The sequence below is a fragment of the Mycobacterium sp. SMC-19 genome, from assembly GCF_045310815.1.
Taxonomy (GTDB): Bacteria; Actinomycetota; Actinomycetes; order Mycobacteriales; family Mycobacteriaceae; genus Mycobacterium.
In genome coordinates, this window is sequence record NZ_JBJIAM010000003.1 from 435,896 (window position 1) to 460,943 (window position 25,048).

23 protein-coding genes are annotated in these 25,048 nt (G+C 69.5%); 17 read left to right on the forward strand and 6 right to left on the reverse strand.

Going from position 1 to position 25,048, the window contains the following annotated elements; translation table 11 throughout:
* Nucleotides 1–40: 40 nt before the first annotated feature.
* The 3 genes from ACJH5R_RS09650 (at nt 41) to truA (ending at nt 2,537) form a co-directional block, all read left to right on the forward strand.
* Complete coding sequence (locus ACJH5R_RS09650) at nt 41–1,084, forward strand: DNA-directed RNA polymerase subunit alpha (protein WP_019738182.1); 1,044 nt, start codon at nt 41–43, stop codon at nt 1,082–1,084.
* Nucleotides 1,085–1,159: 75 nt separating this feature from the next.
* On the forward strand, nt 1,160–1,690 hold the full coding sequence (gene rplQ, locus ACJH5R_RS09655; protein WP_406757717.1) for a 50S ribosomal protein L17: 531 nt from the start codon (nt 1,160–1,162) through the stop codon (nt 1,688–1,690).
* The gene (truA, locus tag ACJH5R_RS09660) at nt 1,650–2,537 is read left to right on the forward strand and encodes a tRNA pseudouridine(38-40) synthase TruA (RefSeq protein WP_406757923.1); all 888 of its coding nucleotides are present in this window, start codon (nt 1,650–1,652) and stop codon (nt 2,535–2,537) included. Before rplQ ends, truA begins: the two co-directional genes overlap by 41 nt.
* Nucleotides 2,538–2,619: 82 nt before the next feature.
* On the opposite strand, the gene ACJH5R_RS09665 is transcribed toward truA, so the two are convergent.
* Both ACJH5R_RS09665 and ACJH5R_RS09670 read right to left on the reverse strand, forming a co-directional pair.
* A complete protein-coding gene (locus ACJH5R_RS09665) occupies nt 2,620–3,255 on the reverse strand; it encodes a cutinase family protein (protein ID WP_406757716.1) in 636 nt (211 codons plus the stop codon).
* Between the two features lie 59 nt (nt 3,256–3,314).
* The gene (locus ACJH5R_RS09670; RefSeq protein ID WP_406757715.1) at nt 3,315–4,010 is read right to left on the reverse strand and encodes a cutinase family protein; all 696 of its coding nucleotides are present in this window, start codon (nt 4,008–4,010) and stop codon (nt 3,315–3,317) included.
* 120 nt (nt 4,011–4,130) lie between these two features.
* Here ACJH5R_RS09670 and eccB point away from each other — a divergent pair, with 120 nt between their 5' ends.
* Nucleotides 4,131–5,222 carry a type VII secretion protein EccB gene (eccB, locus tag ACJH5R_RS09675; RefSeq protein ID WP_406757714.1) on the forward strand — a complete coding sequence of 364 codons (1,092 nt, stop codon included), beginning with the start codon at nt 4,131–4,133 and terminating at the stop codon, nt 5,220–5,222.
* On the opposite strand, the gene mycP is transcribed toward eccB, so the two are convergent.
* Both mycP and ACJH5R_RS09685 read right to left on the reverse strand, forming a co-directional pair.
* Nucleotides 5,173–6,480: a type VII secretion-associated serine protease mycosin gene (gene mycP / locus ACJH5R_RS09680; protein ID WP_406757713.1), complete on the reverse strand. Its 1,308-nt coding sequence runs from the start codon at nt 6,478–6,480 to the stop codon at nt 5,173–5,175. The two genes, eccB and mycP, sit on opposite strands and share 50 nt — an antisense overlap.
* 3 nt (nt 6,481–6,483) lie before the next feature.
* Nucleotides 6,484–7,635, reverse strand: a complete 1,152-nt coding sequence (locus ACJH5R_RS09685) for an EsaB/YukD family protein (RefSeq protein WP_406781811.1) — start codon at nt 7,633–7,635, stop codon at nt 6,484–6,486.
* A 114-nt stretch (nt 7,636–7,749) separates the two neighbouring features.
* Here ACJH5R_RS09685 and eccCb point away from each other — a divergent pair, with 114 nt between their 5' ends.
* Both eccCb and ACJH5R_RS09695 read left to right on the forward strand, forming a co-directional pair.
* Entirely contained in the window at nt 7,750–11,322 is a 3,573-nt protein-coding gene (gene eccCb, locus ACJH5R_RS09690) for a type VII secretion protein EccCb (protein WP_406757711.1), read from the forward strand.
* Nucleotides 11,319–12,479 (forward strand): type VII secretion-associated protein, encoded by a 1,161-nt coding sequence (locus ACJH5R_RS09695; RefSeq protein WP_406757710.1) that lies wholly within the window; start codon nt 11,319–11,321, stop codon nt 12,477–12,479. The genes eccCb and ACJH5R_RS09695 overlap by 4 nt, the downstream gene beginning before the upstream one ends.
* Before the next feature lie 16 nt (nt 12,480–12,495).
* Here ACJH5R_RS09695 and ACJH5R_RS09700 read toward each other — a convergent pair whose 3' ends face one another.
* Complete coding sequence (locus ACJH5R_RS09700) at nt 12,496–13,356, reverse strand: helix-turn-helix transcriptional regulator (RefSeq protein ID WP_406757709.1); 861 nt, start codon at nt 13,354–13,356, stop codon at nt 12,496–12,498.
* Nucleotides 13,357–13,602: 246 nt separating this feature from the next.
* Here ACJH5R_RS09700 and gjpA point away from each other — a divergent pair, with 246 nt between their 5' ends.
* Together gjpA and ACJH5R_RS09710 are read left to right on the forward strand one after the other, a co-directional pair.
* The gene (gene gjpA, locus ACJH5R_RS09705; RefSeq protein ID WP_406757708.1) at nt 13,603–14,715 is read left to right on the forward strand and encodes an outer membrane porin GjpA; all 1,113 of its coding nucleotides are present in this window, start codon (nt 13,603–13,605) and stop codon (nt 14,713–14,715) included.
* A gap of 68 nt (nt 14,716–14,783) precedes the next feature.
* Nucleotides 14,784–17,351: a PGRS repeat-containing protein gene (locus ACJH5R_RS09710; RefSeq protein ID WP_406757707.1), complete on the forward strand. Its 2,568-nt coding sequence runs from the start codon at nt 14,784–14,786 to the stop codon at nt 17,349–17,351.
* A gap of 186 nt (nt 17,352–17,537) precedes the next feature.
* Here the strand turns inward: ACJH5R_RS09710 and ACJH5R_RS09715 are convergent, their stop codons facing one another.
* Entirely contained in the window at nt 17,538–18,980 is a 1,443-nt protein-coding gene (locus ACJH5R_RS09715; protein WP_406781812.1) for a PE-PPE domain-containing protein, read from the reverse strand.
* A gap of 238 nt (nt 18,981–19,218) precedes the next feature.
* On the opposite strand from ACJH5R_RS09715, the gene ACJH5R_RS09720 reads away from it, so the two are divergent.
* From ACJH5R_RS09720 to ACJH5R_RS09760, 9 genes are all read left to right on the forward strand, one after another.
* Nucleotides 19,219–19,545 (forward strand): WXG100 family type VII secretion target, encoded by a 327-nt coding sequence (locus tag ACJH5R_RS09720; RefSeq protein ID WP_406757705.1) that lies wholly within the window; start codon nt 19,219–19,221, stop codon nt 19,543–19,545.
* A gap of 12 nt (nt 19,546–19,557) precedes the next feature.
* The gene (locus ACJH5R_RS09725) at nt 19,558–19,854 is read left to right on the forward strand and encodes a WXG100 family type VII secretion target (protein WP_406757704.1); all 297 of its coding nucleotides are present in this window, start codon (nt 19,558–19,560) and stop codon (nt 19,852–19,854) included.
* Between the two features lie 293 nt (nt 19,855–20,147).
* The gene (gene rplM, locus ACJH5R_RS09730) at nt 20,148–20,591 is read left to right on the forward strand and encodes a 50S ribosomal protein L13 (protein ID WP_046191136.1); all 444 of its coding nucleotides are present in this window, start codon (nt 20,148–20,150) and stop codon (nt 20,589–20,591) included.
* Nucleotides 20,588–21,100: a 30S ribosomal protein S9 gene (gene rpsI, locus ACJH5R_RS09735; protein ID WP_406757703.1), complete on the forward strand. Its 513-nt coding sequence runs from the start codon at nt 20,588–20,590 to the stop codon at nt 21,098–21,100. The genes rplM and rpsI overlap by 4 nt, the downstream gene beginning before the upstream one ends.
* A 145-nt stretch (nt 21,101–21,245) precedes the next feature.
* On the forward strand, nt 21,246–22,577 hold the full coding sequence (gene glmM, locus ACJH5R_RS09740; RefSeq protein WP_406757702.1) for a phosphoglucosamine mutase: 1,332 nt from the start codon (nt 21,246–21,248) through the stop codon (nt 22,575–22,577).
* A 117-nt stretch (nt 22,578–22,694) separates the two neighbouring features.
* Entirely contained in the window at nt 22,695–22,997 is a 303-nt protein-coding gene (locus ACJH5R_RS09745) for a type VII secretion target (RefSeq protein WP_406757701.1), read from the forward strand.
* 19 nt (nt 22,998–23,016) lie between these two features.
* Complete coding sequence (locus ACJH5R_RS09750) at nt 23,017–24,318, forward strand: hypothetical protein (protein ID WP_406757700.1); 1,302 nt, start codon at nt 23,017–23,019, stop codon at nt 24,316–24,318.
* 57 nt (nt 24,319–24,375) lie between these two features.
* Nucleotides 24,376–24,612: a CopG family transcriptional regulator gene (locus tag ACJH5R_RS09755; RefSeq protein ID WP_406781813.1), complete on the forward strand. Its 237-nt coding sequence runs from the start codon at nt 24,376–24,378 to the stop codon at nt 24,610–24,612.
* Entirely contained in the window at nt 24,609–25,040 is a 432-nt protein-coding gene (locus tag ACJH5R_RS09760) for a TA system VapC family ribonuclease toxin (RefSeq protein WP_406757698.1), read from the forward strand. Before ACJH5R_RS09755 ends, ACJH5R_RS09760 begins: the two co-directional genes overlap by 4 nt.
* Nucleotides 25,041–25,048: the final 8 nt, after the last annotated feature.

Genomic DNA, 25,048 nt, shown 5'->3' on the forward strand with positions numbered 1-25,048 from the left:
CGGCATCAAATAGCGGGTGCCAGAAGGAGAAAAGAACACCATGCTGATCTCACAGCGTCCGACCCTGTCCGAAGAGGTCGTGGCCGACAACCGGTCGCAGTTCGTCATCGAACCGCTGGAGCCGGGATTCGGCTACACCCTGGGCAACTCGCTTCGTCGCACCCTGCTGTCGTCGATCCCCGGCGCGGCGGTCACCAGCATCCGCATCGACGGTGTGCTGCACGAGTTCACCACGGTCCCGGGCGTCAAGGAGGATGTCACCGACATCATCCTGAACCTCAAGGGCCTGGTGGTCTCGTCCGAGGAGGACGAGCCGGTCACCATGTACCTGCGCAAGCAGGGACCCGGTGCGGTCACCGCCGGTGACATCGTCCCGCCGGCGGGCGTGACGGTGCACAACCCCGACATGCACATCGCCACCCTGAACGACAAGGGCAAGCTCGAGGTCGAGCTGATCGTCGAGCGCGGCCGCGGTTACGTTCCGGCCGTGCAGAACAAGGTGTCGGGCGCCGAGATCGGCCGCATCCCGGTGGACTCGATCTACTCGCCGGTGCTCAAGGTGACCTACAAGGTCGAGGCCACCCGTGTCGAGCAGCGCACCGACTTCGACAAGCTGGTGCTGGACGTGGAGACCAAGAACTCCATCAGCCCCCGGGACGCGCTGGCCTCGGCCGGTAAGACCCTGGTTGAACTGTTCGGTCTGGCACGCGAGCTCAACGTGGAGGCCGAGGGCATCGAGATCGGTCCGTCGCCGGCCGAAGCGGACCACATCGCGTCGTTCGCCCTGCCGATCGACGACCTGGACCTGACCGTGCGGTCCTACAACTGCCTCAAGCGCGAGGGAGTGCACACGGTCGGGGAGTTGGTCGCTCGCACGGAGTCCGACCTGCTCGACATCCGTAACTTCGGTCAGAAGTCCATCGACGAGGTCAAGGTCAAGCTGCACCAGCTCGGCCTGTCGCTCAAGGACAGCCCGGCCAGCTTCGACCCGTCGCAGGTGGCGGGTTACGACGTTGCCACCGGCACCTGGTCGGCCGACGCCGGATATGACGAGCAGGACTACGCCGAAACCGAACAGCTGTAACGCCCAACCTCTCGAAAAGAGAGCCGTCCCGGCCCTACCTGATACGGGGGCCGGCCCCATTTAGGAGAAGTCGCAATGCCCAAGCCCACCAAGGGCCCCCGCCTCGGCGGATCGTCCTCGCACCAGAAGGCGCTGCTGGCCAACCTGGCCACGTCGCTGTTCACTCACGGCCGGATCAAGACGACCGAGCCGAAGGCGCGGGCACTGCGGCCGTACGCCGAGAAGCTGATCACGCACGCCAAGAAGGGCACGCTGCACAACCGGCGTGAGGTGCTCAAGAAGATCCGTGACAAGGACGTGGTGCACTCGCTGTTCGCCGAGATCGCCCCGCACTTCGCGGACCGCAACGGTGGCTACACCCGCATCATCAAGGTCGAGCCGCGTCAGGGTGACAACGCCCCGATGGCCGTGATCGAGCTGGTTCGGGAGAAGACCGTGACCTCGGAGGCCGACCGCGCTCGTCGCGCCGCGGCCAAGGCAGAGAAGGCTGCTAAGGCCGAGAAGCCCGCCAAGGTCGAGGCCGAGGAGAAGGTCGAAGAGCCGGCCGCCGAGGAGACCGAGGCCGCTGAAGCCACCGAGGCCGTTGAGGGTACCGACGAGTCCTGACGGCGTGGCCGAAGCCGTCCGGCTTCGGCTCGACATCGCCTACGACGGCACGGAATTCGCCGGCTGGGCGGTTCAGGCGGGCCAGCGCACGGTCGCCGGAGTCCTCGACGAGGCTCTGACGACCGTGTTCCGCACTCCGGTGCGGTTGTTCGCGGCGGGGCGCACCGACACCGGCGTGCACGCCACCGGACAGGTGGCCCACATCGATGTTCCGAATTCGGCGCTCCAACATGCCTATTCGCGGACTCGGCGTGACGGTGAGCCGGAATTCTTAGCACTGACACGGCGATTGGCGCGTTTCCTGCCGATCGACGTGCGGGTGTTGCGGGTGCAGCGCACGGTCGCCGAATTCGACGCCCGGTTCTCGGCGCTGCGGCGCCATTACGCCTACCGATTGTCGACCGCGCCCTACGGTGTGGTGCCCCAGGAGGCCCGCTACATCACCGCGTGGTCTCGCCCGCTGGACGTCGACGCGATGGCCGAGGCCTCCCGACACCTGGTGGGGCTGCATGACTTCGCGGCTTTCTGCCGGCATCGCGAGGGTGCCACCACCATTCGCGACCTGCAGCGCCTGGACTGGGTCCGGGACGGTGATCTGGTCACCGCCCACGTCAGCGCCGACGCGTTCTGCTGGTCGATGGTGCGCTCGCTGGTCGGGGCGGTGCTGGCGGTTGGTGAGCACCGGCGCGATGCCGCGTGGTGCGCCGATCTGCTGAACGCGCAGCGCCGATCCAGTGACTTCACCGCCGCGCCCGCCCGTGGGCTGACGCTGGTCGGCGTCGACTACCCGCCGGACGATCAGCTGGGGGCGCGCACCCTCATCACCAGGGATCTGCGCACGCGCTAGGTCTTCCCGGGCGCGAGCGTGCACGGTTGTACAGCTTTGGCGGCGTGTCGGCGTACAAACACGCTCCCTCGCGGGAGATGGGCTACAGCAGGCCGGCGACGAACGAGGCGGCCTGATTGGTCATGCCGGGTGTGTAGCCGGAGTGCGCGGAGAAGATGCGCCCGGGGGAGCAGATCGGGTCGCCATCGGTGCACAAGTCGATGGTCTTGAAGCCGTAGGCCGGACTGTTGGTCAGCGGCTGCCCGATCTTGGTCGACGGGTTGCCGAACACCGCGATCGCCGCAACGTGATCGGCGGCCTCGGGCGGCAGCGGGGCGGTGAAACCGAAGCCGGGCACCGGTGCCGCCGCCACGATGTCGATGATCGCCGCGCCCTGCGAGTAGCCACCGAGGACCAGGCGGGTTCCGGGGCAGTTCTCCACCATCCACATGATGTGCCCGCTGGCGTCGTTGGCGCCGTCGGCTGCCCGGCCGAAGTCGTAGCTGGCCGGGTAGTTGACCGCGTAGGCGCCGACCGATCGGGACGTCTGGTTCCGCAGGGCGTTGACCAGGCCGTCGCCGACCCGGCCCAGGCCCGGTGGCTCGCTGGTGCCGCGGGCGAACACCACCTCGACGTCGGGGCAACCGTCAGCCGAGGCTGTCGGCATCGATGACGCGCTGGGGTCCATCAGCAGCGCTGCGGCAGCGGCCCCTGCCGCCAGGATCCGGAATGCCTTCATGGTGAACGATAGTAGCGAAAATAAGCCTTGATCAGCTAACTAAACCGGGGTGGGCCGCATCACGGCGCCAGCGTCGGTGCCGGACCCGCGGCTCGCAGCCGGCCGGCCACGAAGTTGGCGGCCTGGCTGGTCAGGGCCGGGATGTAGCCGTCGGTGTGATCGCTCCACTCGTTCCCGGGGCCTTCATGGCAGATCGGGTCACCCGGGTTGCACAGGTCGATGGCCTTGGAACCGAACAGGACGCTCTGCTGGCTGATCGGCCCGCCCGTGCGGTCGGCGGGGTTGCCGAACGTGGCGACGGCCACCACCTGGTCGGCAAGGTCCGCGGGCAACTGGTTGCCCCAGGTGATACCGCCGACCTGAGTACCGGTGACGATGTCGATGACCGAGGCGCCCTGCGAGTAGCCGCCCAGCACCAGATCGGTGTTCGGGCAGACGTCGGCGGCCGCCTTGACCCGCTTGATCACGTCGTTGGCGCCGTCGCCGCCGCCCAGCTGTAGGCGGCCGGCGGGGTAGTCGACCCCGTACTCGTCGACCTTCTTGGAGGTCTGCTGGCGCAGCGAGTCGATGAATGCCCGCCCCACCCGGCCCACGCCGCGCGGTTCGCTGGTGCCGCGGGCGAAGATGACCTCGACGTCCGGGCAGTCGTAGGCGGACGCCACCGGGGCGACGCTCGGCGCGACCGCCGGGAGCGCCAGCAGTGCGCCGGCCATCAATGTTGCGGAGAAAATGCTGCTCAGCTGAACAAAACGCATACCCGAGATGGTACCGAAACCGAAATTCGATACCGACGGGCCTGTGGACGGCCGGACACCGGTGCGTCGGTCTCGCGGTTAGCGTCGCCAGAACACCGATGACGGGAGTGGGTGGCCGAGATGGCCGAGCGATCGACGACGCAGCTGCAGCTCAGCGCGCACCGCTTTGTGGCCCGCCGGATGGAACGGGCGCTGCGGTGTGGGCAGGTGACGGGCGGCCGCGTCCCGGGCCGGGCCGCCTTGGGCCTGGGGTGGCTGCTCAGCATGGTCATCGCCGCGGGCGCGATGGTGCTGGCCGTCCTATGGCCGCAGCCGGTCCTGGGTGACGCGCCCATCGTGCTGGATCGCGCGACCGGGGCCCTGTATGTCCGGATCGGCGACACGGTGCATCCGGTCTACAACCTCGCGTCGGCTCGGCTGATCACCGGTGCAGCCGACCCGCGACCGGTAGACGGCAGCGCGGTCGGCCGGGCCCGGCGCGGGCCGCTGGTGGGCATCCCGGGTGCGCCCGGCGTACTCGGATCGGCACTGCCGGACTCCCAGACCTGGTCGCTGTGCGAGGACTCGGCCGGCACCACCCTCATCGTCGGGGCCGACCCGCCGTCATCCGACCGCCTCGACCCGCAGCAGGCGATTGCGGTCCGCTCCGAGTCCGGGGCACCGTATCTGCTGCGCGACGGACGTCGGCTTGCGGTCGATCCTGCCGACCCGGTGTTGGAGTCCGCCGTATCGAGACGTGTCTCGGCGTTGCTGCTGAACGCGATCCCCGAAGCGCCGTCGGACCCGGCAGACCACCGCGGGATGGGCTTCAGGGTGGGCTTGGCCCCGGTGGCGCTGTGCGTGCACTGGCGCGCGGATGATCCGGGCGGGGTCACCCTGTCGGGTGGGGTGGGCCTGCCGGCGGGGGCGGCGCCGAGCGTGCTGGCTCAAGCGGACGGGCCGGGCCCTGCCCTGGACGGCGTCTACCTTCCGCCGGGACACAGTGCCTACGTGCGCGCGGTCGACAGTTCCGGCCACGCCGGGGGCGCGGGATATCTCATCGCCGACGGCGGGGTGCGGTTCACCATCGACGACGACGATGCCGCGCGCAGGCTGGGGCTGCCCGCGACGGCCGCCGGGGTGCCGTGGGCGATGCTGGCCGGTTTACCGGCCGGCCCCCGGCTCAGCCGGGATCAAGCGCTGCTGGGCCGCGACGTGGTTTCCGGCCCGTGACCGCCCGGGCGGTGACGGCTGCCAGGAGCAGCGCCAGGAGGACAGCCGTGCCGAAGATCGCGGTGTGCAGCCCGGCGGGCGCGGCTTCGGCAGCGGGTTCTGAGGCCGAGGCGGGATGGGGCACAGGTGCGGCAGGCCGGGGCTGTTCGCGGGAGGTGGGCACGTCAAAGGTGAGCGCCGCCAACGGGTCCACCACGCCGGCACCGACGGCGTCATCACGCCCGCCCGGTGGGTGGTGTGCGGTGTCCCTGATCCGGTCCATCACCTGCCGCGGCGTCCACTGTGGGAACCGCGAGCGGATCAGCGCGGCCAGACCGCTGACCACCGGCGCGGCGAAACTGGTGCCGCGCAGCGCCGATCCATTGGCGGTGTCGGCCATCGCATCGCCGATGTTGCTCAACGACAGCACCGCCTCGCCGGGAGCGGCCACGTCGACCCATGGGCCGGGCAGGGTGAACGCCGAGGCAGTGCCGCGGGCATCCACCGACCCGACGGTCAGCACATAGTCGTCGTACCAGGCCGGGCTGACGATCATGGGTCGCTCGGCGGCGCAGCCTTCGTCGGTGTTGCCCGCCGCCGCGACGACGACGCTGTTCTTGATCTCGACCGCATACGCCAGGGCGGCGCCCAGCGCGCGGTCGTCGAGGCCGGAGCTCGCGGGTCGGCAGGCCACCGCGGAGATGTTGATCACCGACGCGCCCAGGTCGGCCGCGGTGCGCACCGCCTTGGCCAGGGTGTCGACATCGCCGATTCCGGGGCCATCACCGTGGACGGCGAACTTGGCGCTGGATGCGCGAATGCCGATCACGGTGGCCAACGGTGCCACCCCGCTGAACCGGTCGGCCGCGGGATCCGGTGCAGCCGCGATGATTCCGGCGACCACGGTGCCATGCCCATCGCAGTCGCGGGTGCCGTCGCCGGTGGACACGTAGTCGCCGCCGCCAATCAGGCCCGGCAGTCGCCGGTGCGCCGCAACGCCGGTGTCGATCACCGCAACCCGCTGGCCGGCCCCGCGGGTGAGCGCCCACGCCGCGGCCAGGTCCAGCCCGTCGAGCTGGGTCGGCGCGCCACCCGGGCCCAGCGAGCCCACCGTGCATACCCTGCGCTGGACGCTGCGGTGTGCCGGAGCGGCGGGCGCCGGTGCGGGCAATCGGGTGTGGTCGACCGGGGGCGGCGCGACCGCGTTCGCAGGCGGTGCGCACGGTGTCGCTGCGATCACGGCGACCGCCGCCAACCGGGAGATCCGGGTCCACCGCATGGGTCAGCCCAGACTCAGTCCGCGGGCGACGCTGTACAACCCGCACAGCCAGCAGGTCAGTGGCGCCAGCGACCCGAGAGCCAGGCCCTCGATGACTTCAGCGCCACGCCCGATCAGCGGGGACACGCCGGGCGCGGCGAAGCCGAGGCCGAGCACCACCGCGACCAGCAGCACGGCTGCCGCCACCGGCCATTGCGCCGCCGTGTTGCGCGCCGCCCCGAGTAGGGCGATTCCCAGCGTGGCGGTACCGCCGGCAATCAGCGCCGCGATCTGCACGCCATCGGTGTGCGAGCGGGCCCGCAGCGTCAGCGCCACACCGGCCGTCGCCGCGAACACCGCGCCGACCAGCCGGGGCGCCCCGGAAGCCGGTGTCCCGGCGACCACCGCGGCGGCGCCCAGGGTCACCAGCGCCGCGGCACCCGCCACCAACCCCGTCAGCAGATCGTGCGCCGCGCCCACCTGCGCTTCCCGGCGAGCGAGCCCGGTGGCCGCGGACACCATCCGGCCGGCAATGCGGATCATGCCGACTCCGGCGGCAGCCGCCACGGCACCCACCGGCGTCGGCGCAATCCCGGTCACCGCGGCGGCCATTCCCGCGACCGCGGCCAGTACCGCCAGCCCGGCCAGGCAGCACAACGTCGTGCGTACCGGCGCGCTGCAGCCGCTCGGCGGGACGCTCATCAGGGCGACCGTCCCTGCCGCCGCGGCCGCCAGCAGCGCGTTCGGGGATCCGGGACCGCCGGGAATCGCCACGAAGCCGGCAACACCGGCCAGCGCGGACGCCGCCAGCGCGGCACTGAGCCGGCGCGCCGGCGGATCCCAGGGCCGCTCCTTCGTCCGCACCGCGGCCGCCACCTGTTCTGCCGGATCGTCGAACAGCACCCGCGGAGCCCGGTATTCGGCGTGGGTCAGCAGCAGGATCGATCCATCTCGGATACCTTGTTGAGAAAGGGTTTTCGTCCCATCGAGGGCAGCCCTGCCCGGCTCGGCCAGCCGATAGGGGCGCAGTGATTCCGGGCCGGCCCGGTGCGGTATCAGATCTGCGACAGCCGCGATCAGGGCCGCCACCGGGACCCCGGAGGGGAGCGTCAGATCGGCGCGCGCGGTGTCGGCGTGTATGGCGACCCGGTACATGCCGGAATCCGAAGTCGACACGTCGTGTTCTCCTTTCGGCGTCGTTGGCCGCACGCTACTGTCCCGGCAGGGGAGAGGTTTTCGGCTATCCACAGCTGACTTGCCGGTGTAATTGGTGCTGTCTACGGTGTGCCGATGACCGGTCCCGTGTTGACCGCGATCTCGCCCGCGCCGCCGTCGCGGGGTGAAATCGCTGTCGCCGCACCGCCATCGGTGCCCGACCCCGAGTCTCGGATGATGCTGACCCGGTTGCTACCGGCCGTCGTGGCGGTGGGGATGCTTGTCGTGACCGCCGCCGCCTACCGCTCGGGAACTCCGGCCGCACGTAGCCCGCTGTTCGCCCTGTTCCCGCTGATGATGCTCATATCGGCGGTGGCAGCCGTACTCGCCGGACGAAACCGGGGACGTGGCAGCGGCATTGACGACATCCGCGACAGCTACCTGGCCTATCTCGGCGGGTTGCGTGAGTTTGTGGCCGGCCGTGCTGCGGCCCAGTACGCGTTTGCGGTGTGGTCGCATCCGGAACCGGACGCATTGTGGGCGCTGGCCGGTGGGCCCCGAATGTGGGAGCGCGGACCCGGCGACCCCGCGTTCGGTTCGGTGCGGTGGGGGATCGGGTCGGCCATCCCGGCCACTCGCCTGGTGGCACCGTCGCGGGATCCGGCGCGGCAGGTCGATCCGGTCACCGATACCGCGCTGCGCCGTTTCCTCGAGGCCCACGCAGCCATAGCCGAGGTGCCGGTCGAGCTGACGGTGCTGGGCCCGGCGCCGCTGCTGCTCGACGGCGACATGGAGCGGGCGCGGGGTCTGGTGCGTGCGCTGATCTGCCAGCTCGCGGTCCTGCACGGCCCCGACGCGGTGCTGATCGCGGCCGTCGCAGGTCGGCATCACTGGGATTGGCTGAAATGGCTACCGCACCACCAGCATCCATCGGCTTTCGACGCCGGCGGTCCGCTGCGGCTGACCTACCCCGACCTGATGACCGCCGAAACCAGCCTGGCCGGCCGGCGGGCGGTGGTGATCATCGACGATGCCAGCGGTCTGCGGGTGGCCGAGGCAGGTGCGCGAGGCGATGCTCGCCGGTTGCACGTGACCGCGACGGCGCTAAGCGACTCCGATCGTCACGTCGGACGGCCGGACTTTCTGGCCCTCGCCGACGCGACGGTGTGCGCGCGGCGCCTGGCCGCACACCGGCCCGTCGGCTCCGGCAGTGGCCAGGGGTGGGCGCACCTGCTGGGCATCGGCGACATCGACCGCTTCGACCCGCCGACCCAATGGGCAGGCGCCGCGGCACAGCAATTGTGCGTCCCGATCGGCACCGACGCGAGCGGAGACCCGGTGTGGCTGGACATCAAAGAGGCCGCCGAGCGGGGCAGCGGGCCGCACGGACTGTGTGTCGGTGCCACCGGCTCGGGCAAATCGGAGTTCTTGCGCACCCTGGTGCTGGGCCTGACGGCCCGGCATTCGCCCGAGGACCTGAATCTGGTGCTGGTGGACTTCAAAGGTGGCGCAACATTTCTCGGCTTCGAGCAGCCCAACCATGTTTGTGCGGTGATCACAAATCTGGCCGACGAGGCACCGCTGGTGGGGCGGATGCGCGATGCGCTGGCCGGCGAGATGCACCGGCGTCAGCAACTCCTTCGCACCGTCGGGGCCTTCGGCATCGCCGCATATCGGCAGGCGCGGACCGCGCAGCCGCAGCTACCGCCCCTGCCGACACTGCTGATCATCGTCGACGAGTTCTCCGAACTGCTGCACCAGCATCCCGATCTCCTCGACACTTTCGTCGCCATCGGCCGGCTGGGCCGATCACTGGGAATGCATCTGCTATTGGCCAGCCAGCGCCTAGAGGAGGGCCGGCTTCGCGGCCTGGAATCGCATCTGTCCTACCGGGTGTGCCTTAAGACGATGTCGGCCGCCGAATCCCGGCTCGTGCTGGGAACCAGCGACGCCTACGAATTACCCAACACCCCCGGAGTCGGGTTCTTGCGGACCGCCGACGGCGCGGTACGGCGATTCCAGACGGCCTACGTCTCCGGGATGTACCCGCGTGCCCGATCGGCTTCCGTCGCGGTACGCCCGTTCACCGCAGCGCCGCTGGGCCCCGCCTTGGAAGGGGGTGATCCGGCCGGGCGCACCGTGCTGCAGACAATGCTGGCGCGATTGGGTGGGCGCGGTCCGGCGGCACGGCAGATATGGCTGGCGCCGCTGGGAGATTCCCCAGCTCTGGGATCCCTGCTCGACGCCGACCACGGCGATCTGACGGTCCCGGCCGGCGTCGTCGATCGGCCCTTCGACCAGCGTCGCACCACCTTGTCGATCCGGTTGGATGGCGCCGCCGGACACGTCGCGGTGGTGGGCGCCCCGCAATCGGGCAAGTCGACCGGGCTGCACACCCTGATCGCCGCCCTGTGTGCCACCCACGACGCGACGCGAATCGCGTTCTACTGCTTGGACTTCGGTGGTGGGGCGCTCTCGGCGATTCGAAGCCTGCCGCACGTCGGGACGGTCGCCGGCGTTGGGGAACCGGACCTGGTTCGGCGGGTGGTCGCCGAGATGGAGGCAATCCTGGCGCGGCGCGAAGCCCAGCGGGCCGGCCGTATTGCGGACGTCGAAGGCCCGGTCCCGGACATCTTCCTGGTGATCGACGGATGGGCCGCCCTGTGCCGCGAATTCGAACTGGAGGCCAGGATCGTCGCGCTGGCCGCCCGCGGCCTGTCCTTTCGGGTGCACGTGATGCTGGCTGCATCGCGGTGGGCCGAGGTGCGGCCCGCGTTGCGTGACCTGATCGGCACCCGCATCGAGCTGAGGTTGGGGGATCCGGCCGAATCCGAAGTGGACCGACGGCAGGCTCAGCGGGTGCCGCAGGGCCGGCCCGGACGCGGCCTGACCCATGACGGCATGCACATGCTGCTGGCCCGCCCGCAGGGCTGGGCACCGATGCGGCACCCCGACGGTGCCGTCGCGCCACCGATCCGGCTGCTGCCGACCGTCGTCGACCGGGCCGAGCTAGCCGCCGCCGCTGGCCCGCCTGTTCTGGGGATCGATGAACGCGGACTTGAGGTTGTGGCAATCGATTTCGGCCGCCAACCGCACCTGCTCATCCTGGGCGACAGCGAATGCGGCAAGACCTCCGTGCTGCGAACGCTCTGCCGCGAGCTGGTGCGGGCACAGCCCGCCGGGCAGGCTCAGCTATGGGTGGTCGACTATCGGCGGGGCCTGCTGGACGTTGTACCGACCGGACATCTGGCCGGCTACGCGATGTCTCGGCCCGCGCTGACAGCGCTGCTGCCGAGCCTGATCGACCAGCTGGCCGAGCGGATGCCGGGCGCCGACGTCGGCGCGCAGCAACTGCGCGCCGGGTCTTGGTGGTCCGGGCCGCAGCTGTATGTGGTGGTTGATGACCACGACCTGGTGGCCGCCGCCAGTGGCAATCCGCTGACACCGCTGCTGGAATACCTGCCACATGCCGCCGATCTCGGGCTGCACCTGATGGTGGCCTGCCGCAGCGGGGGAGCGGCCCGGTCGATGTACGAGCCGATGCTGACCGCGCTGGCCGATCTGGGCGCGATGAGGCTGATGATGAGCGGGGCCGCCCCGGACGGCCCGCTGAGTTCGGTTCGACCGGCAACCCTCCCGCCCGGGCGCGGCACCCTGATCACCCGCGCCGACGGCGAGCGCCTCATCCAGGTGGCTTGGGAACCGTGAGCCTCGGGCATCGGGCGGTGATCGAGGCCGGCCCCGCAATCATTCGCCGACTGTGTTGCGGCGGTGCTGAATCGGCCGACGCCGCAGCGGCGCTGGATTGGATCGATGACCCGGTCGGTCTGGTCGATGGGCAACCGGTCGCGGTGCCCGAGCTCTTGCGCCAGGCGCTGACCTGCTCGTTGCCCGTTGAATCGGTCGAGCTCATCCATCCGTCGTGGTGGCCGGTCCGCAGGGTGCAGCTGCTCGCCGCGGCGGCGCGAGTGCTGACCGGCGAGGTGGTCACCCGATCGCGAGCGACGGTGCTGGGTGCCGCGGTGGTTGTGGAGATCGCCGCTGGCCTGGTGGCCGTCGCGGGCGCCGATAGCGCTGACATGTTCGCCGAGCCACGTATCGGTTCCCCCGACGAGGTCGCCGACGCGGTGGCGCGCCGGATACGTGCGGCGGTGTGGGAACGTCCCGGCGCTGTCGTGATCGACGTACCGGTCGGGGTCGGTGGGGCCCCGGAGCTCTCGACGATGATCGAGGAGCGGCTGCGGCCCGGGGTGCGGGCGACGGTGATCGATCAGCTGCCGCCGCTCCGCCGCACGGTCGATACGTCGGTCGCCGATCCGGCGCCCGTCGGTCGCCGGCTGCGGCTGGCCCCGGCCGGCGTGGTCGGCGGGGTGCTCGCGCTGGCCCTGGTGGTGCGCCCCGATATCGCTCCGAACCCCGAACATCCTGGGACGACGTACCTCGTGGAAAGCCGTGTAGCGGTGCAGGTTCCGCAGGGGTGGGCGACCAGGCGGGTGACTGCCGGGCCGGGATCGGCTCGGGTGGAGGTGGTTTCGCCCACCGACCCGCAGCTGGTGCTGCATGTGACTCAGGCACCTGCCGCCGGCGATACCCAGACCGCTGTCGCAGAGCCGCTGCGGCAGGCCCTGCAACGCGCTGACGCCGAAACGCCTGGGGTATTCATCGATTTCAACCCGGTCGGCACCCGCGCGGGACGGCCCGCCGTGACCTATCGGGAGATTCGCAACGGCCATCAGGTGGACTGGGCGGTGCTGGTCGACCGTGCGGTGCGCATCGGCATCGGGTGCCAGAGCGAGCCAGGAGGCGAGGACGCGCTGCGCGCGGTGTGCGAGCAGGCGGTGCGCTCCGCCCACACCGTCAGCTGAGTGACGTCACCAACCGTCAGAGAGGCGGTGGGGGCGATTTTCGCCATTGGCTGGGTGAAATGCCGTGTGTTTGGCGGAACTGCCGGGTGAAGTAGGCCGCGTCGGGAAGTCCGACCCGCTGGCCGATTTCGGTGATCGGCAGTCGGGTGTCGGTCAGCAGGCGGCGGGCTTCGCCCATGCGGCGTTGGGTGATCCACTCCAGTACGGTGCGTCCGGTGCGGCGGCGCACGACGGTGGTCAGATGCCCGGCCGATACGGAGACCTCGCGTGCGACCTCGCGTAGCGAAAGCGGTTCGGTGAAGCGCCGGTCGATGGTTGCGAACACCTCAGCCAGCAGCGGTTCGTCTTCGTGGCGCAGGCCGTCGATGGTCTTGGTGGCGAGTCGGGTGAGCTTGACCAGCAGCAGGGTCAGCAGCGCCGACACCGCTTCGCGGTCACCGTCCTGGCGTTGCGCGAGTTCGGTTTTCATCGCGTCGAGGATTTTGAAGATCGCCGGATGATCAGCAACTGGCAGTTCGATGCGCAGCAGGCCGTCCTCGTGCTCATGCAGGAAAAGGCGCAGCAGGGGATGTGATCGCCAGGAAAGCCAGGGCGACGTGCCGTCGTCGCCGACCGCGACCGGGTCGAAGAACACCGCGATGCCATCATCGGCGCATTCCACCGCCTCCGGACCGACGGTGGCGCCCATCGCGACCACGTAGACCACCCCGGTCGCCCGGTCGCACCACAGCGCCGGGAAGTTATGGATCTGGCCGTGTTGGGACAGCCGTTCCTGGCCAACCCGGGCCACCACCACCGGCGGCAGATGTGGGTCGGTCGGATACTCGTAGACCTGTACCCCGGCGCGTTGCCGCACCAAGCGGGCTGTGGGAACCATGGCGCCGACGATAATCCAAACCTGCGGAAGAACGTCCTAACTTCACAGAAAAATGACGGTTAGCTTTAAGGCGTGCCGACCGAGATGTCCTGTTATTGCGTTGCATTCGCATCTCGTCGTGCGGCCGGCGTTAAGAAAACCGTGCGCTGCCTGAGAGATGTCTATGGTTAGCCTCACCTCCCTATCGCGTGCCAAGCAGTACCAAATCCACCCCTGACAGTCGCCACAACCTTGAGGAGATATCCCTTGCGCGCAACAATCCGTCCCTACGCCACCATTGGTGTCGCGATCGCGGGTGCTGGTCTGATCGCGGCCACGCCGGTGGTTACGCCGTTGCCGCAGATCGGTGCAGTGCGTGATGTGGCGTTGACCGCCAGTAGCGCGTGGGATGAGGTGTTCAACGCGGCCTCGCAGAACCTGACGCAGATGTTGAACAACTACTATTTGGCGCCGGGGATTGCGTTTCAGCAGTTCGTTGCCAATCAGAGTGGTTACTTGCAGCAGTTGCTGGATGACCCGGCGAACATCACGGCGGTGACCGAGCAGCTCCGGCATAACCTTGACGGACTGCTGACCGGGTACACCTTGAGTAACCCCAGTCAGGAAACCCTCGAGATCGTCATGAGCCACACTCTGGCGGCCGGTGACTCCTCGACCTTTGCGTTGGGCTGGTATGACCTGTTCGCCGGTCCGTTGTCGTCGCTGATGGGGGGGATGTTCCCCGCGGAGATGGTCCCGATCATCCACTTCCTGTCCTCGCCGTTGAGTGGACTGATCATGGGTTCGTTGGGGCCGTGGATCGCGCCGTGGGTGGGCTTGCTCAACAGCATCACGGAAGGCGACAACTTCGGTGACACCCTGGCTAACGTGTTCGGGGCTTCGCTCAATGGTGCGACCCTCAACTTGGACAGCCTGCTGCCGATGATCAACGAGGCCGCCGGCGACTTCCTGCCGGACGGTATGGGGATCGGCCATTTGGACATCGCGTTCGGTGGGTGGCTGACGGCCGGTCATGTGGCTATCGACCCCTATCAGGTGCTCGGCGCCAATGGTGAGGTGGTGGCCGAGACGCCCGCGGTGGGTGGCTCGATCCTCAACAGTGTCGGCATCGAGCTCACCGGTGCCCCGGTGATCGGCGCCCTGAACATCGGCAGCAATGCGGTCGGCCCGCTCGGGGCGATGCTGGGCCTGGGCCAGACCGTTGGTGCGTTGTTGGGTTCGGGTTGGGATGGCAAGGGTGCGGTGCCGGTGACCCCGCCGCTGGCCGGTGTCGACTTGCCGGTGATCAATGACCTCGATGACGGCGGTGCCGGTGGTGCTGCGGCGACCGATTGGTTCGCGGACTTGCTGGGTCTGTAACTGGCGCCTGGCGTAGATCCCCTAAAACCGTTCCCCTATCTGACTTTTCACACGAGAGGTTTTCACACATGAGTTACCGCAATCGGATGATCGGCACCGGTAGCGCCGTGGCGGCGTTTTTGGCGTTCGGTATGACGCCGTTGGCGCCTGCGCCGGCCGCCCAGGCTGATTTCGAGGATCTGTTCAGTTTCGATTGGTTGGTCCCGGCGGCCGCTGATGTCGATGTTCCCGGCTCGGCGGACGCGTTCGATATGTCGGCGATGTTCGGTGATTTCAACGTGGCCACGTTGTTTGACCAGATGTTCTACAGCCCGCTGCACATGTTGACCGAGTTCTGGATCAACAACCCACTCGGCGAGATGGTCAACGGCGCCATCAACACCATTTCCGGGCAGTACTTGATCGGTGACGGTATCGATGGCACCGCGGAAAACCCCGATGGCGGCCATGGTGGCCTGTGGTTCGGCGATGGTGGTGCCGGTTGGAACAGTGATGTGGCCGGGGTTGTCGGCGGCAACGGCGGTAACGCGATCGGCTTCGGCAACGGCGGCGACGGTGGTGACGGCGGTGCGGGTGCGGCCGGCGGCAACGGTGGTATCGGTGGGGTCTGGATGGGCCACGGCGGCGACGGCGGCGCCGGCGGCATTGCGACTGTGGCGGGCGGCTTCGGTGGCGCCGGAGGCGATGGCGGTGCGGCGATGGCCTGGATGTTCGGCAACGGCGGCGCCGGCGGAGCCGGCGGCACCGGCATGGATGGCACCCAGAACGCCAGCGGCACGGGCATGAGCGGGGGCCAAGGCGGCAACGGCGGCAACGGCGGGGTCAGCGGATACCTGCTCGGCAACGGCGGCAAGGGTGGCGGCGGCGGCGCGGCCGGCGACGGTGGCGCCGGCACCAACGATGGCACGAACGGACTGGCCGGTGGCGTCGGTGGCCGCGGCGGCGTGGGCGGCCTCGGTGGTGCCCGCGGTTCCATGTTCTATGGCGCCCCGCTCTATGGCAGTGCCGGCCAGGCCGGCGACGGTGGCGACGGCGGCAACGGCGGCGCCGGCGGCGAAGCAGTCAAGGACGCCAACGGCCACTTCATCGGCAACGGCGCTGAGGGCGGCATCGGCGGTGACGGCGGCGCCGGATACGCGGGCGGCAACGGCGGCAACAGCGGCAACGGCGGCTCCGGCATCAACGGCGGCAACGCCGGCGGTTGGGGCGGCAGCGGCGGATACGGCCTGGGCAATTCCGCCACCACCGACGGCGCCACCGGTATCGGCGGGCAGGGCGGCAATGGCGGTGTCGGTGGCAATGCCACCGGTGCGGTCGGGGTGACCGGCACCGCCGGCAACGGTGGATCCGGGGGCCAGGGCGGCTACAGCGGTTCCAACCACGCCGGCGGCGACGCCGGCCAGGCCGGGGCCGGCGGCAACGGCGCCACCACCGACAACACCATCCAGACCATCGGCGGCCGGGGTGGCTATGGCGGCGGCGGCGGCAACGGCCAGACCGCCGGGGCCAGCACCGACGGCGGGGCCGGCGGCACCGGCACTTACAAAGGCGGCGACGGTGGCGGCGGCGGCAACGGCGCCAACGCCGTCAACGGCGGTGCCGGCGGCAACGGCGCCGACGGCGGCGTGGCGACCGGCTGGAAGGACGCCGACGGAGTGATCTGGAGCATCGGCGGCAACGGTGGCGCCGGCGGCGGCGGCGGCCAGACCAGCGGCAACATGCTCACCGGCGGCACCGGCTCCGGCGGGGCCGGCGGCCATGGCGGTGCCGGCGCAGACGGGTTGACCGGTCCCGGCGTGGTCAGCATCGGCGGCAACGGCGGTTGGGGCGGCACCGGCGGCGCGGGTAGCGGCGCCGACGGTGGTGCCGGTGGTGCCGGTGGCGACGGTGGTGACGGCACCGCCTCCGGCGGTAACGGCGGCGGAGGCGGCGGAGGCGGCACTACGGACACCAGCGGAACCGCCGGAGTCGGCGGGGTGGGCGGTAACGGCGGCAACAGCGGTGGCGTGCAAACCCCCACCAACGCCCTCGGCATCGGGCCCAGCCACGCCGGCAACGGCGGCAACGGCGGCAACGGCACCACTTTCTACGGCAGCGGCCCCAGCAGCGTCGGCGGCGCCGGAGGTAATGGCGGCAACGGCGCCGGCGACGTCAACGGCGGCAACGGCGGCACGGGCGGCACCGGTGGTCGCGGCAATTTCGGGGCTGAGGGCTCGACTGGTAACAACCCGCTCACCGGGGCGCCCGGCAAGGTGGCCGGCGGTGTCGGCGGCAACGGCAGCAACGGCGCGGTCGGCGGCAAGGGCGGCAATGGCGGCAGCTCGGAGAACGGTGTCGGCGGCAACGCCGGTAATGGCGGCAAGGGCGGTGACGCCGGCCAAGGCGGCAACGGCGGTGCCGGCGGTGTCGACCCGACCACCGGAGCCGGCCTGGCGGGCGGCGACGGCGGCAACGGCGGCAACGGCGCGGCCGGTGGTGCAGCCGGCACGGCCGGACACGGCGGTGCCGGTAACGGCGCTGCGGGTTCGGTGGGCGCAGGCGGCGCCGGCGGTGCGGCCGGTGCCGGTGGCGCCGGTGGCCCCGGAGACCCCGTTGGTGCTGACGGCAACGCCGGCAACGCGGGCAGCCCTGGCTAGCCAGTACCTCCTCGACACGGTCGCCGGGTCCCTACATGGGGCCCGGCGACCGTGCCATTTGTGGCTGCCCCCTCTCCCGCGAGCCCCTGAGCCGCGAGCCTCTCTACCGCGAGGGTGCGTGTCTGTACACGACACGCGGCGCAGAATCGTGCGTCTGCGCACGCTCGCCGTGGTCCGGGCGAGTGGTTAGAGCAGCGCCCCAATCAGCATGAGCGGGGCGAGTCCGACCAGCGCTGCCAGTGGTTCGCCGATCGCGTCGAGTGGGTTGCCGGCGGCCATCTCGGTGTTGAAGAGCTCCACGGCGAGCGGTGGCAGGGTGAACAGCAGCGCACTGGCCATGTCGACCGCGGGGAGGCCGGTGTGGGTGAACGACAACTCCCCGAAGCTCTGGGTGAACCAGTTCGCGGCGCCGGCGAGGAACGTCGAGAGGTAGTTCGAGATGTCGTCCGGTGATCCGTCGAGGTTGAACGCGGCTATCGCGGAGTTGATGATCGGACCGAGTACGTAGTCCATCGTCTGGGGCGAGATCAGTTGGTAATTGGTCGGATTCATCAGGGTGTTGAACGCGTCCTGGACGCCTTGTTGTATGCCGTTCAGCAGCGCATCGGGAACTTGGTCCAGGACACTTTGGGGCGGCAGGAACCCCATGGGAGTGGGCACATCGGCGAACCCCGGCGACCAACCGTTGTCGATGCTGCCGTAGCCCAGATTGACCAACACCGACAAGCTCGGCTGCAGCAGATCCGCCAGGGGATTGCCGACGAACGGAATCAACCGCAGCGGGTCAAGCAACGGCAGGCTGGGCGACTCGATCATGTAGTAGTTGGTCAGCGAGTCGGCCGTCGACGTCGGGAGTGGGATCGCGTTGGCGACCTGATCCGGTGTCAGGCCCAGGTACGCGATGTGGTTGAAGACGATGCCGAGGTACGCGTTGAGATCGGACAGCAGGTTGATCGGGTACTTCGGGAAGTCGGCAAAGCCGTCGTATTCGTAGGTGTAGATGTCGGTCGGGGAGATATCCGACGGTGTCGCACCACTGAAAGTGAGTCCCAGGCTGGTGGCGTCGGGACTGTTGCCGTCCGGGACCGCGAAGCGTTCCAGCAGGCCGCCGTTGGGATTGCTGGGGTCGCCCAGCAGCACGAAGTGCACGTCGTTGGGGTCCACCCCCTCGGCCGCCAGCCGCGACATCAGCAGCGAGTCGATCGTGGAACTCTGCGAATAGCCGCTGACCACAACGGGATTGTCGTGGCTGACTCCGCCGGCGGCGATCTGCGCTTTGATCGCGTCCAGGATGATCTGCTGGCCCTGGGCCGTCGAGTTGTCGAACGTCATGCTGAAGGGGCCGGTGAACGGATACAGCGACTCCGGTGTGGTCACCGCCAGCATGTCGCCGGTGAAGCCATGTGGTTGCAGGTACAGCCTGTCGAACGCGTTGAGCCAGCCCTGGCTGGGGGTTGCAATGAAGCTGGCGCCCATGATCAGCGCGGTGCCGTCCCCGAGCGAGGACTCAACGGCGGCCAGTAGCGCCGGCGCATGAGCTACCGCAGGTTGCGCCGGCGGAACCAGCTGCATGCCGGCGCCGGTGATGACCAGTCCAGCGGTGAGATAGGCGCCCAGAGCTAGCTGCATTTCCCCTCCTCGATGCAGTCGACGGGCCGGACGCGGCAGTCAGCTCAAGGCGTACGGTCCTCGTTCTGCATTTATGTCATCCAGGCGGTGGCAGTGGACGGGGAATGCGCAGATCGACGCGTCACCTCGGCGGCAACGCGCTGCTGTGGCAATGCCCAATGGAACCGAACCCGCCCGGCAGCAGTCGAACTACATATCAGCGCGACTTGAACCGCGGCCGCCGACGGCAGGAGACGATGTGACCACACCCGCAGCCACCAGCACACTCAGCGCCGACTTCGACCTCATGCTCGCCGTCGCGGCTGCCACCGACGCCCGCAACGAGGAAATCCGGGGGATGCTGCAGGCGTTCGTCGGCAAGATGCGGTCGGTGCCGCCGTCGGTGTGGTCGGGCCTGGCGGCTGCCCGCTTCCAGGACGTGCTGGACCGCTGGAACACCGAATCGCTGAGCCTGCACCACGCGCTGGCGCGCATCGCCGAGACCATCCGCCACAACGAGCGTGCGCTGCGTGAGGTCGCCGAGACCCACTCGCACCACATCGCCGCCGCCGGCGACGGAATCTGAGTGGGGTCGGATATGGACACCGCATTGTCGTACAACTTCGACGAGATCGAATATGGCGTCCGTCAGGAGATCCACGCCACGGCCGCCCGGCTCAACGGGGCCCTGGAGGAGCTGCGGTCGCAGATCGCGCCCCTGCAGCAGGTGTGGACACGGGAGGCGGCCGGTGCCTACCACGCTGAACAGCTGCGATGGCAGCACGCCGTCAGCGCGCTGAACCAGATCCTGTTCGACCTGGGTAGCGCCGTGCGCGACGGCGCCGCCGACGTTGCCGATGCCGATCGTCGCGCCGCGGGAGCTTGGGGCAGCTAGGAGAGCCTGCCCCCGGAGCACGGTGTGGCCCCGAAGGAGGAGAGCCGACGGGGCCACACCGGCATCTAGGCTGGCCACGGCGGCTATTGGGGTGCAATGCCCCGTTTTGACCTGCGCGGATCCCCGCCGGTAAGCTGCACCGTTGGCGTGCGGTGCCTCCTGGCACAGCGGGTCCTCGGGTCACTGTCGGTCGCCGAGAACCAACGCGTCGACGCCAGACCGGCACCCGGCTCGCACCGGGATCCGCAAGAACCGGGAAACCCCGGCTCGAGTTAAAAGAAGAGGTAAGCGCTGTGCCCACCTATGCGCCGAAGGCGGGTGACACCACGCGTTCGTGGTATGTCATCGACGCCACCGACGTGGTGCTCGGCCGGCTCGCCGTTGCGGCAGCAACCCTGCTGCGCGGCAAGCACAAGCCGACATTCGCGCCGAACGTTGACGGCGGTGACTTCGTCATCATCATCAACGCCGACAAGGTCGCCATCAGTGGCGACAAACTGCAGAAGAAAATGGCTTACCGCCACTCGGGCTACCCGGGCGGGCTGCGCAAGCGCAGCATCGGTGAGCTGATGGAGACCCGTCCCGACCGTGTCGTGGAGAAGGCGATCCTCGGGATGATCCCGCACACCAAGCTGGGGCGTCAGATTCAGCGCAAGCTGCACGTCTACGCCGGGCCGGTGCATCCGCACACCGCCCAGCAGCCGATCCCGTTCGAAATCAAGCAGGTGGCGCAATGACCGAGACGGCATTTGAAGGTACTGAGGCCCACGAGGTCGACGAGGCCCCCGAGGCCATCGTGGTCGAGGAGACCGTAGAGGTGCACGAAGAGGTCGCGCCGGCCTACGAGCCGCACGACCTGGGTCGGCCCATCCAGACCGTCGGCCGCCGCAAGGAGGCCGTGGTGCGGGTGCGCCTGGTGCCCGGCACCGGCAAGTTCAACCTGGACGGGCGCACCCTGGAGGCGTACTTCCCGAACAAGGTGCACCAGCAGCTGATCAAGGCTCCGCTGGTCACCGTGGACCGGGTGGACAGCTTCGACGTCTACGCCCACCTCGATGGCGGCGGCCCCTCCGGCCAGGCCGGTGCGCTGCGGCTGGCTCTGGCCCGCGCCCTGATCCTGGTCCAGCCCGAAGACCGTCCGGCGCTGAAGAAGGCCGGCTTCCTGACTCGTGACCCCCGGGCCACCGAGCGCAAGAAGTACGGTCTCAAGAAGGCCCGCAAGGCTCCGCAGTACAGCAAGCGCTGATCTGCGATTGCATTCTGGCAGCGAGTTGGGGGTGCCTTCCGCACGCGGAAGGTGCCCCCGGCTTGCGTTTGAGGGTGCGTGTTCTCGGTCCGATACCGGCGTGTCGGGTCGGGGATACGCGCGCTCGCGGCGATAAAGGATAGTTATGGGTCGACTTTTCGGCACCGACGGCGTCCGCGGCGTTGCCAACCGCGAGCTGACTGCCGAGCTGGCGGTCGCGCTGGGCGGCGCGGCGGCGCAGCGGCTCTCCACCGGTACCGGGCGCCGGGTGGCCGTCGTTGGACGCGACCCGCGGGCCAGCGGCGAGATGCTGGAGGCCGCGGTCATCGCCGGGCTGACCAGTCAGGGCGTTGACGCGCTGCGCGCCGGTGTGCTGCCGACCCCAGCGGTGGCCTATCTGACCAGCGCATATGAAGCCGACTTCGGGGTGATGATCTCCGCCTCGCACAACCCGATGCCCGACAACGGCATCAAATTCTTCGGCCCGGGCGGACACAAACTCGACGACGCCACCGAGGACCAGATCGAAGACCTGGTAGCCGCCGGACCGGGCTTGCGCCCGATCGGCGCCGAGCTGGGCCGGGTGGTGGACGCCAAGGATGCGCTGGACTGCTACCTGCGGCACCTGGGCGAATCCCATCGCACCCGCTTGGACGGCCTGACCGTGGTGGTGGACTGCGCTCACGGCGCGGCATCGGACGCGGCGCCGCGGGCCTACCGGGCCGCCGGTGCCACCGTGATCACCATCAACGCCGAGCCCGACGGCCTCAATATCAACGAGGGCTGCGGCTCGACGCACCTGGAACCGGTGCGCGCCGCTGTACTGCACCACGGCGCCGACCTGGGCCTGGCACACGACGGGGACGCCGACCGCTGCCTGGCCGTGGATGCCGACGGCAACGTGATCGACGGCGACGCCATCATGGTCGTGCTGGCCCTGGCCATGCGCGATGACGGTGAACTGGCCGAGGACACCCTGGTGGCGACCGTGATGAGCAACCTCGGACTGCATCTGGCGATGCGCGAGGCCGGGGTGACCGTGCACACCACCGATGTCGGCGACCGCTATGTCCTCGAACAGCTGCGGGCCGGCGGATTCACCCTCGGTGGTGAGCAGTCGGGTCACATCGTGCTGCCCCAGGTGGCCACCACCGGCGACGGCATCATCACCGGCCTGCGTCTGATGGCGCGGATGGCGCAGACTGGCACTCCACTGGCCGGCCTGGCCTCGGCGATGCGCACGCTGCCGCAGGTGCTGATCAACGTCGAGGTCACCGACAAGGCCGAGGCGGTCGGGCGCCCGACCGTGCGCGACGCGGTGCAGCGTGCCACCGACGAGCTCGGTGATACCGGACGAATCTTGTTGCGCCCGTCCGGAACCGAGCAGCTGGTCCGGGTGATGGTGGAGGCCTCCGACGAGGAGACGGCTCGCCGGATCGCGGCCGACGTCGCCGACGCGGTCCGCACCCGGCGCTGAGCCCGGCGGTTCAGCGAGGCTCGACGTAGGAGAGGCGAAGCTGGGACCGCCGCATGAACCCGGCGAATCTCGGCGAACCCAGGGGAACCCCTCGAGCGCTGTCAGCGTCAAACCCGTATGGGACGACAACAGCTCTACCTCGAGGCCTCCGCGCTGCGCTCGGTGGCCGACCACTTCGATTCCACCGCAGCGGCTATCGATATGGCCTCCCGTATCCGGTTGGGCGGGTTGACATTCGATGGCGGAACTGCCGGGCGCGACCATGTCGGGGCAGGGGAGGCACTGCGCCGTGCCGTACAGGCCTGGTCGCCCGAGCTGATGCGCTGGTCGCGGGCCACCAGTGAGATCGCGACGGCACTGCGCGCCGCGCTGGCGCGTTACGGGCAGGTCGAGGCCGCTTCTGCCCTGCGAGTGGGCTGAGGTGGCCCAGCGATATGACGTGTCCGCACGGCTGGCCGAGGGGCGCAAGGCTGTCACGGACACTCAGGCCTACGTGGCGGCCTGCCAGCGGCGTGGATACCGGGATCCGGAGCTCACCGGCTACGACGGTCAGCTCGTCGACCGCTACGACAGTGAAACCGGCCTGGACCTGCGGTCGCTCGATGATGACTGCGCCGCGCTGAACGCACTGGCCGATGCCGCCGGCGACGCACTGCGCACACAACGACAGCAACTGGCCGAGCTGGACAATGCCTGGCGGGGGTCGGGCGCGGACGCCGCCGCGGAATTCCTGCGCCAGCACTGCGACGCCGCAGCACAGCTGACGGACCGGCTGCGTGCCGCGGCCGCGGGCTGTGGTGCGCTGCGTGATGAGCTGTGGCGGTTGATCGACACCAAGGTCGCCGCGGTGGTGGACGTCGATCAGCGAGTGGGCACGCACCGGCCTTCCTGGCTGGCGGCAGCCCACGCGGTGAGCTCCGGCGCCGACGACGAGCGTGCTGCCGAGGTGGTGGAGACGCAAGTGATGCCCTACGTGGACAACGATGTTCGCGGCGAGTGGGTGGCGGCCGTCCGGTCGGCGCAGGATGGGAGTGCCGCGGCCTACAGCGCCGCGGTCGCGGCAGCGGAACCCGGGGCGGGTGTGGCGTTCGCGATTCCGGGGGATCTCGGACCGGTGCTCGAGCCCGACGTGGCGGTGCCCGCCGTGCCGGTCCCGGTTACGCCGATCGCTGGCCCCGTCGATGGTCCGCCGGTCCAGACGGCAGCGGTGGCGCCGGATCCAACGGCCCAGCCGGCGAGCGACCCGGTGCCCGCAGGACCACCTGCGGGGCAGCCGGGTGATCTGGGGCCGCCCGGAGCGCTCGGCCTGCCCGGCGACTGGGGTTTGCCATCGGCGGGACTGCCGGGCGGCGCGGGCGGTGGCCTCGGCGGACTCGCAGGCCTGGGTGGGCTGATCCCGCGGCTTGCCGATGCGCTCGGCGCGCCCGGCGTCGGGGAGCCGTTCGCCGAGCCGTTCGATGATCACCCCCGGGGCGATGCCGACCCCACAGACTCCGATGACCCCGGCGATTCCGAGCCGGACGCCGAACCGGCGGCGGAGACCGCTGAGGAGCCTGATGCCGAGGATCTCACCGGCGACGCGCCGGTCACCGATGTCGCACCGGAGTCAGCACCGGTGACCGGGGACTCCGAACCCGTAGCCGACGGGGACAACAGCGAGGCCGAACAGCCGACAGACGTCATCCCACCGAAGACCCCGTGTGAGACCGCGGCCGAGGAATTACCGCAGGTGGGGGAGTGATCCGAGGGCATGCATCATGATGTGCCATCTATCGCATCATGATGCGCCACGCGTACGATGCTCAAGGTGAGAACCACCGTGGTGATCGATAGCGATGTCGCCGCCGAGGTCGAGCGACTTCGGCGGCAGGGAATGGGTATCAGCGAGGCGCTGAACCTGCTTGCCCGCCGCGGCATCGCCGCACAGGCCAGCGCCCCCGGGGCTCGATACCGCCATCGCACCGCGCCGATCGGACTGAAGGTCGATGTCACCAACGTGGCCGAGGTGCTCGACCTACTCGATGACGACCGATGATTGTCGACGCGAACCTCCTGCTGTACGCCGTCGACGCCGATAGCAACCACAATCCGGTGGCCGCGGCGTGGTTGGAAGAAACGTTGAACGGCGCCAACCGGGTTGGCTTGCCATGGCAGACCATCGGTGCGTTCTTGCGGATCGTCACACATCCCAGGGTGGCCGCCAACCCATTGACCGGGCCCGAAGCGTGGACGTACGTTTCGGACTGGTTAGCGGTCCCGGTGGTGTGGATCCCGCCCGCCACCGAATCGACGGCAAAGACGTACGCCAAGATCTGCACGCAGGTCGACGTCACCGGCAACCTTGTACCGGATGCCCAGCTTGCTGCCCTCGCGATCGAGCACGGCGTCGAACTAGCCTCGGCCGACTCCGATTTTCAGCGATTTCCCGGCCTGCGCTGGATCAACCCGCTGACATCCGGCTAGGTGCCCGG

Excerpts from the sequence above, each read along its gene's own strand:
- ACJH5R_RS09670 (WP_406757715.1), bottom strand. The coding sequence starts at position 4,010 with ATGCGTTTTGTTCAGCTGAGCAGCATTTTCTCCGCAACATTGATGGCC.
- eccB (WP_406757714.1), top strand. The coding sequence starts at position 4,131 with ATGGCCGAGCGATCGACGACGCAGCTGCAGCTCAGCGCGCACCGCTTT.
- ACJH5R_RS09755 (WP_406781813.1), top strand. The coding sequence starts at position 24,376 with ATGCTCAAGGTGAGAACCACCGTGGTGATCGATAGCGATGTCGCCGCC.
- ACJH5R_RS09715 (WP_406781812.1), bottom strand. The coding sequence starts at position 18,980 with ATGCAGCTAGCTCTGGGCGCCTATCTCACCGCTGGACTGGTCATCACC.
- mycP (WP_406757713.1), bottom strand. The coding sequence starts at position 6,480 with ATGCGGTGGACCCGGATCTCCCGGTTGGCGGCGGTCGCCGTGATCGCA.
- rpsI (WP_406757703.1), top strand. The coding sequence starts at position 20,588 with ATGACCGAGACGGCATTTGAAGGTACTGAGGCCCACGAGGTCGACGAG.
- ACJH5R_RS09665 (WP_406757716.1), bottom strand. The coding sequence starts at position 3,255 with ATGAAGGCATTCCGGATCCTGGCGGCAGGGGCCGCTGCCGCAGCGCTG.
- ACJH5R_RS09725 (WP_406757704.1), top strand. The coding sequence starts at position 19,558 with ATGGACACCGCATTGTCGTACAACTTCGACGAGATCGAATATGGCGTC.
- rplQ (WP_406757717.1), top strand. The coding sequence starts at position 1,160 with ATGCCCAAGCCCACCAAGGGCCCCCGCCTCGGCGGATCGTCCTCGCAC.
- glmM (WP_406757702.1), top strand. The coding sequence starts at position 21,246 with ATGGGTCGACTTTTCGGCACCGACGGCGTCCGCGGCGTTGCCAACCGC.
- eccCb (WP_406757711.1), top strand. The coding sequence starts at position 7,750 with ATGACCGGTCCCGTGTTGACCGCGATCTCGCCCGCGCCGCCGTCGCGG.
- ACJH5R_RS09710 (WP_406757707.1), top strand. The coding sequence starts at position 14,784 with ATGAGTTACCGCAATCGGATGATCGGCACCGGTAGCGCCGTGGCGGCG.
- ACJH5R_RS09650 (WP_019738182.1), top strand. The coding sequence starts at position 41 with ATGCTGATCTCACAGCGTCCGACCCTGTCCGAAGAGGTCGTGGCCGAC.
- ACJH5R_RS09760 (WP_406757698.1), top strand. The coding sequence starts at position 24,609 with ATGATTGTCGACGCGAACCTCCTGCTGTACGCCGTCGACGCCGATAGC.
- ACJH5R_RS09700 (WP_406757709.1), bottom strand. The coding sequence starts at position 13,356 with ATGGTTCCCACAGCCCGCTTGGTGCGGCAACGCGCCGGGGTACAGGTC.
- ACJH5R_RS09745 (WP_406757701.1), top strand. The coding sequence starts at position 22,695 with ATGGGACGACAACAGCTCTACCTCGAGGCCTCCGCGCTGCGCTCGGTG.